The 13,141-nt window shown below is 65.1% G+C and carries 8 protein-coding genes; 6 read left to right on the top strand and 2 right to left on the bottom strand.

The annotated features are described in order from the left end of the window. Positions 1-530 precede the first annotated feature (530 nt). Together ISG32_RS16930 and ISG32_RS16935 are read left to right on the top strand one after the other, a co-directional pair. A complete protein-coding gene (locus ISG32_RS16930; RefSeq protein ID WP_194772189.1) occupies positions 531-1,376 on the top strand; it encodes an RNA ligase family protein in 846 nt (281 codons plus the stop codon). Positions 1,377-1,417: 41 nt separating this feature from the next. Next, positions 1,418-2,563, top strand: a complete 1,146-nt coding sequence (locus tag ISG32_RS16935; RefSeq protein WP_194772190.1) for an AAA family ATPase — start codon at positions 1,418-1,420, stop codon at positions 2,561-2,563. A gap of 110 nt (positions 2,564-2,673) precedes the next feature. On the opposite strand, the gene rho is transcribed toward ISG32_RS16935, so the two are convergent. After that, entirely contained in the window at positions 2,674-3,936 is a 1,263-nt protein-coding gene (gene rho / locus ISG32_RS16940; RefSeq protein ID WP_194772191.1) for a transcription termination factor Rho, read from the bottom strand. Positions 3,937-4,242: 306 nt separating this feature from the next. After that, on the bottom strand, positions 4,243-4,578 hold the full coding sequence (trxA, locus tag ISG32_RS16945) for a thioredoxin TrxA (RefSeq protein ID WP_194772192.1): 336 nt from the start codon (positions 4,576-4,578) through the stop codon (positions 4,243-4,245). Between the two features lie 135 nt (positions 4,579-4,713). Here trxA and ISG32_RS16950 point away from each other — a divergent pair, with 135 nt between their 5' ends. The 4 genes from ISG32_RS16950 (at position 4,714) to ISG32_RS16965 (ending at position 13,048) form a co-directional block, all read left to right on the top strand. Continuing rightward, positions 4,714-7,272, top strand: coding sequence for a PD-(D/E)XK nuclease family protein (locus ISG32_RS16950; protein WP_194772193.1), 2,559 nt, complete (start codon positions 4,714-4,716; stop codon positions 7,270-7,272). Beyond that, the gene (locus tag ISG32_RS16955) at positions 7,269-10,754 is read left to right on the top strand and encodes a UvrD-helicase domain-containing protein (RefSeq protein ID WP_194772194.1); all 3,486 of its coding nucleotides are present in this window, start codon (positions 7,269-7,271) and stop codon (positions 10,752-10,754) included. The genes ISG32_RS16950 and ISG32_RS16955 overlap by 4 nt, the downstream gene beginning before the upstream one ends. Before the next feature lie 89 nt (positions 10,755-10,843). Beyond that, positions 10,844-12,205 (top strand): TIGR03862 family flavoprotein, encoded by a 1,362-nt coding sequence (locus tag ISG32_RS16960; protein ID WP_194772195.1) that lies wholly within the window; start codon positions 10,844-10,846, stop codon positions 12,203-12,205. Positions 12,206-12,592: 387 nt separating this feature from the next. Further along, positions 12,593-13,048: a hypothetical protein gene (locus tag ISG32_RS16965; protein WP_194772196.1), complete on the top strand. Its 456-nt coding sequence runs from the start codon at positions 12,593-12,595 to the stop codon at positions 13,046-13,048. Positions 13,049-13,141 lie beyond the last annotated feature (93 nt).

Below are 13,141 nucleotides of genomic sequence, written 5' to 3' on the forward strand. Positions count from 1 at the left end.
GAGGAGCGAGGACGGAGGGTTCAATTGGGCACCTCTGGGAGGTCTGTCTCTTTTGGCTGAAGGCCGAAGCCCCTTGCGTTTGGCCGTATTGTTGCACCGCAGGACGGTGGGATGGGGGCCGGATGACGCAAATGTGTCACAAGCTTGATTTCCTGCCGAAGGCGCCCGTCTGACGCTTTTGTGCTACACGGCGCTTGCGATGCGGCCCGGAGCCGCACTACACTCGCGGCCTTCCTTTGATTTCAATCAGTTTTCTCTTCGAGAGGCCCATCATGTCCCGCCGCGCACGTTCCTGCTGAACGACTTCGTCACACGCTATCCCGGTTTCGCATCAGGGATTTTCTCGCGTGTGCGCTGCGGTGTGTGGATGCCTTGTCGCCCGAATCTCATGTCGGGCGGCGCGCTGAATTTCCACGGTTTCCAACCCTTTCCCTGCGCTGGTGCGCGGGCATCGGCGTTGTCTCCCCTCGCTTCATTGCGGCGCATGTCGTTGTCGTCGGCTTTTCTTTTCAATTCACGGAAAGCACGAAATGACTTCGCAAATTTCACACCTGTCCAGTCTGGACATTCTCAAATATCCGCGCACGCCGCACCTGCAGGGATCGCGCCTGCAGGCCGGTGACCACAACGATTGCGTGCCCTACGAGCGCCTGGCGGGTCGCCACATCGTGGTCGAGGAAAAGCTCGACGGCGCCAATTCGGCGCTGAGCTTCTCGGCGGGCGGGGGCCTGCTGCTGCAGTCGCGCGGCCACTATCTGGCGGTCGACCAGATGGGCGGCCGCGAGCGGCAGTTCAACGCCTTCAAGCAATGGGCCAGGGCGCATGAATCGGCGCTGCTGTCGCGTCTTGAAGACCGATATGTGATGTACGGCGAATGGCTGTACGCCAAGCATTCGGTGTTCTACGACGCGCTGCCGCACTGGTTCGCCGAGTTCGATCTGTGGGACCGCAGCCGGGCGTGTTTTCTCGACACGCCCGGGCGCCACGCGCTGCTGGCCGATCTGCCGGTGGTGTCGGTGCCGGTGCTCTACAGCGGCGTTGCACCCAGGCGCATCAAGGATCTGCTGGCGATGATTGCGCCGTCGTTGGGACGCAGCGTGCATTGGCGCGCGCAGTTCGAGCAGGCGGTTCAGCGTCAGGGGCTTGATCTCGCGCTGTGCTGGCGGCAGACCGATCCGTCCGATTGCGCGGAAGGCCTGTACATCAAGGTCGAGGAGAACGGTCAGACTCTGGAGCGTTACAAGTTCGTTCGCTCCGATTTCGTTCAGGTGATTCTGAACTCCGGCTCGCACCACAGCGAACGCCCCATCGTGCCCAACGGGCTGCGGGACGGCGTCGACCTCTTTGCGGGCACGATCAGCAAACAATGGCGTTGAGCGCGCTGAAAAGCATGCGCTCGACGCCCGAGGAGATTCCCATGTGGAACTGGAAAAACTTGCAAACCCTCGTGCCGCCGCCAGGCGCCGAGGTGGACTTTGCGGCCTGTCTCGACGCCTTTCCCCAACTGGAATTGGCCAGGACCACGCCGCAGGACCCGGTCTATCACGCCGAAGGCGATGTGTGGACGCATACGCAGATGGTGGTGCGCGCCTTGCTGGAAGATGCGCACTATGCGCAGCTCACGGTGCAGGAGCGCGAGACGGTGTTCTTCGCCGCGCTGCTGCACGACGTGGCCAAGTGCTCCACCACGGTGGTGGGCGATGATGGGCGCATCTCGCAGCCCGGCCATTCGCGCAAGGGCGCGGTGGATGCGCGCATCGCGCTGTGGGAGGCCGGTGCTCCGGTGCATCAGCGCGAGGCCATCTGTCGGCTGATCGCGGTGCATCAGGTGCCGTTCTTCGCCTTCGCCGAATCGCGACGCGGCCATTCGCCGGAGTTCATCGTGCGCGAGCTGTCGTGGCAGGTCGACGTGCATCTGCTGTGCATGCTCGCGCGCGCCGACATCGTCGGCCGCGTCTGCCCGGATGTGGAGGGTGTGCTGGTCAACATCGATCTGGTGCGCGAGATGGCCGAGGAGGAGGGCTGCCTGCGCACGCCGCGCGCGTTCGCGTCGGCGGAGACGGCGGTGCGCTATTTCCGTGGCGCGCAACTGCATCCCGACTACGCGCTGCACGCGGAGCCGGGCTCTGAGGTGGTGCTGATGTGCGGCCTTCCAGCGAGCGGAAAGAACACCTGGGTGGCGACGCATTGCGCGGGCTGGCCTGTGGTGTCGTTCGATGATGCGCGTGCCGAGCTCGGGCTGCGCCACGGCCAGAACGACGGTGCGGTGGCGCACCGTGCCATCGACAAGGCCAAGGGGCTGCTGCGCGAGAAGCGCCGTTTCGTCTGGAACGCCACGCACCTCTCGCGCCAGATGCGCGGCAAGTCGCTGGATCTGTGTCTGGACTACGGCGCAACGGTACGGCTGGTGCATCTGGAGGCGAGCCGGGCCGAGTTGCTCGCGCGCAACGGCAAGCGTGACACGACGCTGACCAACGCCGCGCTGCTCGGCATGCTGCACAAATGGGAGGTGCCCGTGCCGACCGAGGCGCATGCGCTGGAGATGCTGGTCCACCAGGATTGACCGGTGGATCTGTGGATGTGGCCGGCGGAATGGTTCTTCAAGCCCGCAAAATCAAACGCCCCGCACGCTTTGCAGCATGCGGGGCGTTTTCATGAGGGGTGATCCGGGGATCAGCCGCCGCGACGCATCATGTCGAAGAACTCGACATTGGTCTTGGTCGCCTTCATGTTCTTGATCATGAGCTCCATGGATTCGATCTCGTCCATGTTGTACATGAACTGACGCAGGATGCGGGTCTTCTGCAGAATCTCGGGCGCGAGCAGCAACTCTTCGCGGCGGGTGCCGGACTTGTTCATCTCGATGGCCGGGAACACACGCTTTTCGTAGAGGCGGCGGTTCAGGTGGATTTCGCAGTTGCCGGTGCCCTTGAATTCTTCAAAGATCACTTCGTCCATGCGGCTGCCGGTATCGACCAGCGCGGTGGCGATGATGGTGAGCGAGCCACCTTCCTCGACCTTGCGGGCGGCGCCGAAGAAACGCTTGGGGCGCTGCAGCGCGTTGGAGTCCACACCGCCGGACAGCACCTTGCCGGAGGACGGCACGACGTTGTTGTAGGCGCGGGCGAGGCGGGTGATCGAGTCCAGCAGGATCACGACGTCCTTCTTCAATTCGACCAGGCGCTTGGCGCGCTCGATCACCATTTCTGCGACGTGCACGTGGCGCGCTGCGGGCTCATCGAAGGTCGATGCGATGATTTCGCCCTTCACCGTGCGCTGCATTTCGGTCACTTCTTCAGGGCGCTCGTCCACGAGCAGCACCATCAGGTGAACGTCTGGATTGTTGGCGGTGATGGCGTGCGCGATGTGCTGCATCATCACCGTCTTGCCGCTCTTGGGAGGCGCGACGATCAGCGCGCGCTGGCCACGGCCGATGGGGGCGATGATGTCGATGATGCGGCCGGTGATGTTCTCTTCGGCCTTGATGTCGCGTTCGAGACGCATCTGTTCCTTGGGGAACAGGGGCGTCAGGTTTTCGAACATCACCTTGTGCTTGTTCTGCTCCGGCGGGCCGCCGTTGACGCTGTCGAGCTTGGTCAGGGCAAAGTAGCGTTCGCCGTCCTTGGGCGTGCGCACTTCGCCTTCGATCATGTCGCCGGTGTGCAGGTTGAAGCGGCGCACCTGGCTCGGGGAGATGTAGATGTCGTCCGTGCTTGCGGTGAAGCTGGTGTCGGGGCTGCGCAGAAAGCCGAAGCCGTCGGGCAGGATTTCGAGCACGCCATCGGCAAAGACCTGTTCGCCAGCCTTGGCGCGCTTTTTGATGATGGCGAACATCAGCTCTTGCTTGCGCATGCGGCCGACGTTTTCGATCTCAAGCTCTTCAGCCTGCTTGAGGACTTCAGACACGTGCAGTGCCTTGAGTTCGTTTAAGTGCATGGGGTGACTCCTGAACGGAGCGGATTTTGAAATCTGGGAGAGCTGTAAGCCGTGCGGGCCGGATGTGGCGCTTGGCAAGCCGATGATCTTGAACAGGGCCGTGACTTTTGGGTGAAGTGCGGCGAAGAGATCGAACTGGATTATTACAGAAAATCGAGCGATATAGCAGCGCTGTTTACCAAGCCTTGCATCATTTCGCTCTCGCGCGGGGTGGATCGGTGCGCGAAAAGGGGAGCTTGAAGCTGCTGCGCGAGGCCTTCGTTGGCATGGGCGAAGACCCGGCGCAGACAGTTTCAGCGGGCGGGATCAGGCCGCGAGCTGCTGGTCGATGAACGCCGTGAGCTGCGACTTGTTCAGCGCGCCCACCTTGGTGGCGGCCAGTTCGCCGTTCTTGAACAGCATCAGCGTGGGGATGCCGCGAATGCCGAACTTGGCAGGGATTTCGCGGTTTTCGTCCACGTTCATCTTGGCGATGGTGAGCTTGCCTTGGTAGGCGGTGGCCACGTCATCGAGGATGGGGGCGATCATCTTGCAGGGACCGCACCATTCGGCCCAGTAGTCGACCAGAACAGCACCGCTGTCCTTGAGCACGTCGGCTTCGAAGCTGCTGTCCGAAATGTGTTTGATGAGATCGTTTGCCATTTGGCTTTCCTTGATAGAGCTGTTTGATATGGCTGTAGCAGGAGGATCCGATAGAGAGCTGGATCCCTTACATTAGAACTTATTGTGACAGAAACTGAATCCCCGCATCATGGTATGGCCGCGCAATAGGATGCTATGACAGTAATAGCGACAAACAATTTGGTGGCCGAGGGCTGGAAGCGCGTGCTTTCGCGCGTGGCCGACGAGGCGGTGGGGCGGGGCGTGCATCCCGCGAGCGTCGTGGTGCTTGTTCCCTATGCGCAACTCATGGCGCAGGCGCAGAAACAATGGGCAGCGCTGTTTCCCGACGGCTTCATGCCGCGTTTCGAGACGACCCGCAACTGGGCGACCACGCTGGGCGCGGAGCCGCCTTCGGGCAGCGGGTTCCAGTTCGACGTGGCCTGCGACGCGTTGACGGGGCGCAGCCTGCTGGAGGCAGCGGGCTTTGGCGCGCAGACGGATGCGATGCTCGGTCTGATGCTGGAGATGGCCCAGCAGCTGTCCACGCTCGTGGCCTCTGTCGAGCCCGGTGAACGGGAGGCATGGGCCGAGACCGCGCGCACGCATCTCGGTCTGCCGCTGACCGCGGAGGCGCTGCAGCTCGAGGCGGCCGCCGCCAGAGTGGCGCTCGAATGGGTGCTTGCCACCACGCCCGCGACCGACGTGCTGTTCGGCGAAGGCGTGCGCAACTCCGTGCACATGCTGGTCGCGCTCGAAGGTTTTCATCCCGATCCATTGGCCAAGACGCTGCTTGCCCGATGGGGCGAGGCGGGAGTGGCCGTGTCGCTGCCCGAGGCGTTTTCTGCCGAGCCGTTCGAGCCCGCGCAATTGGTGGCCCTGCACGAGGCGCTGGACGCGGAAGACGAGGCGCAGCTGGCCGCCGCGTGCGTGATGCAGCATCTCGCGGATGGGCATGTTCCGGTGGCGCTGGCGGCGACGGATCGCGCGCTCACGCGGCGCATCGTCGCGCTGCTCGGCGAGGCGCGCGTGCCCGTCAAGGACGAGAACGGCTGGACGCTCTCCACCACCCGCAAGGCCGCGCAGATCATTGTGACGCTGCGTGCCGCGGCATGGCATGCCGCGAGCGATGATGTGCTCGACTGGCTCAAGCATCTGCCGCCCGAGACCGTGCCCGCGCTGCCTCAGCTCGAGCGCTGGCTGCGTGGTCTGGGCGTTCGGCAATGGAGCCATGCGCGCAAGTACGAGCCGCGAAACAAGCCCGAGGTTTCGGCGCTGTGCGAGCAGATCGATGCGTGGCGCGGCGAGCTCAAGGGCACGAAGACGTTGACCCAGTGGCTGACGTCGCTGCGCGGTCAGCTGCAACAGACCGGCTGCTGGGATGTGCTGAATGAGGACCTCGCGGGCGCCAAGGTGCTCGCCGAACTGCGTCTGCTGGAAGGGCTGGAGGCCGATCTGGATCTGCTCAGCGGATCGGAGCGTCGCATGGGGCTCTCGCAGTTCAACAACTGGGCCAACGACGTGATGGAGGCCGGGCGTTTCCGGCCCGATTCCGACCGGGATTCGCCGGTCATCGTGCTGCCGATGCCGCAACTGCTCGCGCGTCCGTTCAGCGCACTGGTGCTGCCCGGCTGCGACGAAAAGCGCATGCTGACGGCGCCCGAACCTCCGGGCTCGTGGACCCGCACGCAGCGCGAGGATTTGGGGCTGCCCACGCGCGATGAACATGAGGCGGCGCAGCGCGCGGCCTGGGCGCAGGCGATGCGCGTGCCGCATGTCGACATTCTCTGGCGCACGAGCGATGAAGGCGGCGAGCCGCTGCTCGCCAGCCCGCTGGTTTTGGCGCTGGAACTGGATGCGGGTGCACGCGCGGGCGGCGACGCACGCGTGGCGCGCGAGGTGCCTGTGCAGTTGCTGGAAATGCCTGCGCCTTCGGCCGCGCAGTTGCCGGTGCACAAGCTGTCGTCCTCCGCTTATTCCGATCTGCGGCATTGCCCGTATCGCTTCTATGCGCTGCGTCAGCTGCGTCTGCAGGAGGCCGACGAGCTCGATGCCGAGGTCGACAAGCGTGACTTCGGCACCTGGCTGCACGCGACGCTGCAGCACTTTCACGTGACGCTGCTCGAGCGGCCCACCGACGATGTCGATGAACGCAGCGCGTTGATGGACGAGAGCGCCGCCCGCGCCACGCGCGAGCTGCGCCTGGATGAGGGTGATTTTCTGCCGTTCTCCGCGGGCTGGCCCGCGCTGCGCGATGGCTATCTGCGCTGGCTGGTCAAGCACGAGCAGGAGGGTGCGAGCTTCACGGTGGCCGAGCACGACGCGACGCAGCCGCTTGGGCACCTCACGCTGGTCGGCAAGCTCGACCGCATCGACATGACGCGGCCCGAGGGTGGCGGCGAGCCGGTGCGTCTGGTGATCGACTACAAGACCGAGAACGAACAGGTCACGCGCAAGCGCATCGTGGCCGGATCGGAAGACATTCAACTCGCGTTCTACGCAGCGCTGCTGCAGGACGATGTGCCGCGAGCGGCCTATGTGAACGTGGGCGAGCGCGGCGAGACCCGCACGTTCGAGCAGGAGGACGTGGTGCATCTGCGCGACGAGCTGGTGGCGGGCATTCTGAGCGACATGGCGCGCATCGACGACGGCGCGCCGATGCCCGCTCTCGGAGAAGGCGCGGTCTGCGGTTATTGCGCCGCGCGCGGTCTGTGCCGCAAGGATTTCTGGGCATGACGATCAACACGACAACAGCGACGACCACCGCCGCCTACGAGCACAACGGCCAGCCGGTTTCGCGCCAGGCGTTCTACGCAATCGCCTGCGATCCGCAGCGCAGCGTGGCGGTGGAGGCCTGCGCGGGCGCGGGCAAGACCTGGATGCTGGTCTCGCGCATGCTGCGCGCGTTGCTTGATGGAGCCGAGCCGCACGAGATTCTGGCGATCACCTTCACCAAGAAGGCGGCCGGCGAAATGCGCCAGCGCCTGCAGGAATGGCTCGAGGATTTTGCTGACAAGCCCGCGTATGAACTCGAGAAGGAACTGCTCGCGCGCGGCGTGGATGCGCTGCGCGTGAAGGAGCAGGCCGTCGCGCTGCAGACGCTCTACCGAAGGACGCTGGACAGCGGCCGCCCGGTGCAGATCCGCACCTTCCACAGCTGGTTCGCTGCGCTGCTCGGCACTGCGCCGCTGCAGGTGTTGCAGGACCTCGGCATGCCCGCGCACTACGAATTGCTGGAGGATGACACCGAGGCCGTGCGCGAGGTGTGGCGACCGTTTCTCGCGGCGGTGACGCAGGACGCCGTTCTGCGCGCCGACTACGAGCGTTCGATCGCGCTGCATGGCCGCTCGCAGACGCACAAGGCGCTGGAGGCGGCGTTGTCCAAGCGCGTCGAGTTCACGCTGGCTGACGAGGCGGGCGTGATTGATGCGTCCGTGCCGCATTTCACCGAACAGTTTCCTGAGTTCGAAGGACTTGCCAAACCCAGCGATGCGCTGATGAGCGAGGCGGCGAGCACGCGCTGGCATGCACGTTCTGCCGCGCTTGGAAGCGAAAGCGCCAAGACGCCACAGAAGGCTGCTGATGCGGTGGTCGACGCCTTTCTGCAGCCCGACCCCGACAAGCGACTCGCGCTGCTGCGCGCTGCTTTTTTCGTTGCCAAGGAAGACCGGCTGACCACCCATCTGCGCAAGTTCGATGTGGCGCAGGATGCCGAATTGGAACTGCAGCAGCTTTGCGCGGCGCAGCGCCAGCACACGGCCTGGCAGCACCAGCAGCGCGTGGCGCGTCTGTCGCGCGTGCTGATCGCGCAGTTCGGCGCGTTGAAGCGCGAGCGTGGCTGGATCGACATGAACGACGTCGAGCGCACGGCGATGAAGCTGCTCTCCGATCCGATTCTGAGCGGCTGGGTGCAGGAGCGCCTCGACGCGCGCGTGCGTCATCTGCTGGTGGATGAGTTTCAGGACACCAATCCGCTGCAGTGGCAGTCGCTGCACGCCTGGCTGTCGGGCTACGCGGGAGCGGGCGGTGGATCGGGCGCGCCGAGCGTGTTCATCGTGGGCGATCCCAAGCAGAGCATCTACCGCTTTCGCCGCGCGGAGCCGCAGGTGTTCAAGGCTGCGCAGACCTTTGTGCGCGAAGGGCTGGAGGGCGATGTGCTCGCCTGCGACCATACGCGCCGCAACGCCAAGGGACTGATCGCTGCCGTCAATCAGGTGATGCAGGCGGCACAGGCCCAGCAGGAATACGCGGGCTTTCGCGATCACACCACGGAATCGACGGTTCCCGGCCTGCTCTGGCGCTTGCCGAAGATTGCGGACGAAGAGGGCGATCAAGATGACGCCTCGGCCGATGCGGCGGAGCCCGCCGAATGGCGCGACAGCCTGACTGTGCCGCGCCACGAGGCCGAAGAGACGCTGCGCATGCGCGAGAGCGCGCAGGCCGCGCAGTGGGTGGTGGCGCAGATCCGAAGCGGCATTCCCGCCAGAGAAATCATGGTGCTTGCTCGCAAGCGTGCGCGTCTTGCCGAAATGGAAGCGGCACTGCGTGCGCTGCACATCCCCTGCGTTCAGCCCGAGAAGACCGAGCTCAGCGAAACGCCCGAGGTGCAGGACGTGATCGCGCTGATGGACGTGCTGGTGTCTACCGCGCACGACCTGTCGCTGGCACGCGCGCTCAAGTCCCCGCTGTTTGGCGTGGAGGACGATGCGCTGACGGAAATCGCGCTGCTGCGCACCGAACCCGAATGGTCGCAGTCGTCGTGGTTTGACGTGGTGACGGGCGCGGGCGATCGGCTCAGCGCGCCGCTGCAGGACGCGGCCGCGCGGCTTGCCATGTATCGCGGCTGGGTGCAGAGTCAGCCCCCGCACGATGCGCTGCAGGCCATCTACCGCCATGCCGACGTGTTCGCGCGATTCGCGGCGGCATCGGTGGTCACGCAGCGCGACGCGGTGCTGGCCAATCTGCGCGCCTTGCTGGCGTCGGCATTGGCGCTGGATGGTGGTCGCTACCTCACGCCTTATGCCTTTGTGCGCGCGATGAAGCGGCCCGGCATGCAGGCGCCTGGGCGGGCGGACCTGAGCGCCGTGCGGCTGCTCACGGTGCACGGCGCGAAGGGGCTTGAGGCGCAGTGCGTGCTGATGCTCGACACCGACGCCGCCGGCCAGAAGGCCGAGACCATGGGCGCGCTGGTCGATTGGCCCGGCGAGCACGAGTATCCGCAGCATTTCGTTTTCCTCGCGAGCGAATCGAGTCCGCCGCCGAGCGCCGAGGCCTTGCTTGAATCGGAGCAGCGCGAACGCAAGCGCGAGGAACTCAACACGCTCTACGTGGCGATGACGCGCGCCAAGGAATGCCTTGTGATCTCGGCGACGCAGCCGGGCAGGGCTCCCGCGTCCGCGACCTGGTGGGCGCGGCTCGAAGAGTGCATGAGCGACATTCCCGCACCCGAGGCGAACGGAGCTCAGGTGGAAGCGTCGCAATCGGCGGTGGCCCGCATTCTCGAGTTGCCTGAATACGCGGCGACGCAACCTGACACGCAGGATGCAGCGGGCGGCGCGCCGCTCACCGATGCCGTGCCGCAGGCAACGCCGTCAACGCCTGCGTCGCGCCAGGGCGAGGCGATGCACCAGTTGCTCGAGCAAGCAGGAATGGTCGGCCCCACGCTCGCGCAGTTGCGCGCATCGGGCTGGAGCGACGCACGCGTGTCGCGGCTGGCGCGCGAGTTCGAACTCACGCCGGAGACCGCCAAAAACGCCGCCGGCATCGCGCAGTGCATTCTTCAAGGTGAGGGCGCGTGGGCGTGGGATCCCTCGGTCATCGACCGCGCGATCAACGAGGCGCCGCTGGTTTATCAGGGCCAGAGCCTGCGCCTGGATCGGCTGGTGCGCCGCAAGGCCACGGCGGAGCGCGGGGTGGAGTGGTGGGTGCTCGACTACAAGACCGCTGCCGCGCCGCAGAAGCAGCCGCAGCTCATTGAACAGCTCCAGCGCTACCTGCGGGCCACAACGCAGCAATTGGGCCACGAGGGCCGCGTGCATGCGGCCTTTCTGAGCGGCGATGGGCGGCTGATCGAAGTGCTGGAATCCGGGCTGTCGGACGAGGCTGCTTCCGCCCAGCCAGCAAAGCCGCGCGCCAGAGCGGACAATACGGCCCTTGCAAGCGTTTCCCAGACGATTCCGGAGGCATCGAAAGCACCGGAGCAGGGTTCGCTGTTTTGAGTTTTCACGGACGCGCAGGTCATCGCTCGGCAGAATTCTGTTGACCGCTGAATCACGCTGCGCGCGCCGTATCGGTCGATTGTTTTTTCATGTCAGATATTCCAAGCACCCCAGATCTCCTGCAATGCGACATCGCGATCATCGGCGGCGGCCCCGCCGGTCTGATGGCGGCGGAAGCGGCCGCCCGGCCGGGCGTGTCGGTGCACGTGTTCGACGCCATGCCCTCGGTCGGCCGCAAGTTCCTGCTGGCGGGCAAGGGGGGGCTCAACCTCACGCATTCCGAGTCGTTCGAGCATTTCGTTTCGCGCTACGGCGATGCGCAATCGAGCATTGAGTCGTGGCTCAAGCAGTTCGGCGCGGATGAACTCCAGGCCTGGGCGCACGGGCTTGGCATCGAGAGCTTCGTCGGCACGTCGGGCCGCGTCTTCCCCAAGGACATGAAGGCTGCGCCGCTGCTGCGCGCGTGGCTGCAGCGTCTGCGCGGGCAGGGCGTGGTGTTCCACATGCGCCATCGTTTCGAGGGCTGGGGCGCGAGTGAGGTGCCCGGCACCCGCGTGCTGCAGTTCACCACTCCTCAATCGCCCGCGCAGGTGAGCGCGAAGGCCGTGGTGCTGGCGTTGGGCGGCGCGAGCTGGGCGCGGCTGGGATCGAACGGCCAATGGGCTCCGCTGCTGGAGGCCGATGGTGTCGAGGTCGCTGCGCTGCGCCCCTCCAACTGCGGCTTTGACGTGGCACGCGTGCATGCGCCGGCCGGGGGCAAGGGCGAAACGCGCCGGGAATTCCTGCGCGGCATGCTGGGCCAGTCGGACGAGTCGTCCGCCATCGGCTGGAGCCCGCTGTTCACTGAGCGCTTTGCCGGTCAGCCGTTTAAGTCAGTCGCCGTGTCGTTCACTGACAGCCAAGGCCGTCGCTTCCAGCGTCGCGGCGAATTCGTCGCCACTGCCACGGGTGTTGAAGGCAGCCTGATCTACGCGGTGTCAGCGCTGCTGCGCGACGAGATCGCAGCCAACGGCCATGCAACGTTCGAGCTCGATCTGCTGCCCGCGTTCACGGCCGAGCGCGTGCTGGACGAACTGCGCCACCCGCGTGGCTCGCGCAGTCTCAGCAGCCATCTCAAGAGCCGCCTGCATCTCGACGGCATCAAGGCGGCGATGCTCTATGAGCAACTGTCCAAGGAAGAAATGCTCGATCCGGTCGTGCTGGCCCGCGCCATCAAGGCCATGCCGATCACCGTGGTCGCCACGCGCCCCATCGACGAGGCGATCAGCACGGCGGGCGGTGTCAAACTCTCCGCCATCAACGAGCAGTTCATGCTGAGCGCGCTGCCCGGCGTGTTCTGCGCGGGCGAAATGCTGGACTGGGAGGCTCCGACCGGAGGCTACCTGCTCACCGCCTGTTTCTCAAGCGGCCGCGCGGCGGGGCAGGGAGCCGCCCGGCATCTGGCCGCCTGAGCGCAAGCCCCGGGATGAAATCCGGGGTATTTTGATTCGCCGCTGGAACCATCGAAACCACCCGGTTACTCACAAGCCATGGAGCCGGCACAGCCGGGATCGGTATGGTTTTCTGCAATGCATGGTCAGTCGCATGGGCTGTCCTGCATGGCAGGCCGTCCGTTTGCAGGCAGTTGGTTATCGGTGCTGAAATAGATGGAAGTCAGCTTTTGCCAAGGCATCCTTCCCTAGAATCCACCCCATTTGAAACAAGACGTATGTCATTTGAGGGGTGATTCCAAAATGAAGAAGATGTTGGGAATTTGCATGGCGGCAGGTCTGATGTCGGCCGCTGCAATCGCCAATGAAAGCCATGTGTAGCCGGTCATCAGCGGTGTGGCGGGGGAAGTGACGGAAACCAAACAGGAAACTGAACAGGAACCCGATCTGGCGGTCGAGCCGGAAGTCGATTTCGCGCAGTCACCAGCTCCTGGCGCTGCTGCTGCACCCGCTCCGGTGATCAGCGCGGAAGCCGCGCAGATCTGCTTTTTTCCAGGCCCGCCGCCGTCCGACGTCAAGTTCCAGACGCTGCGCAAGCTCAAGGTCGGCAAAGGCACCTACGGCGGCGTACGCGACATCCTGCCCAAGTTCGCCAGCCAGGCCCAAAGCCTCGGCGCCGACGCCGTGATGAACTACGCCGGCTCGCAGCGCTTCGGTTTCTGGCCGTGGCGCATGGTGCGACCCGTCGTCAACGGCGTGGCGATCAAATGGACCACCCCACCGGGCAAAGACTGCGCCGCGCTTGGGGGCAGTACTCTGGCAACGATTCTGGCGACCGACAGGGCCCCGGGGCAGCCGCAGTGACGTGAGGGGAAAGGTGTGAGGAGGACGCGGGCGACGACGGCCTGCGTCGGCATTCGACAAGCCCAATTCCCCGCGAGACCATGGAGCGGTGAC

Origin of the sequence: Diaphorobacter caeni (genome assembly GCF_015354245.1) — a bacterium.
In the GTDB taxonomy this organism is placed as follows: domain Bacteria; phylum Pseudomonadota; class Gammaproteobacteria; order Burkholderiales; family Burkholderiaceae_C; genus Diaphorobacter_A; species Diaphorobacter_A caeni.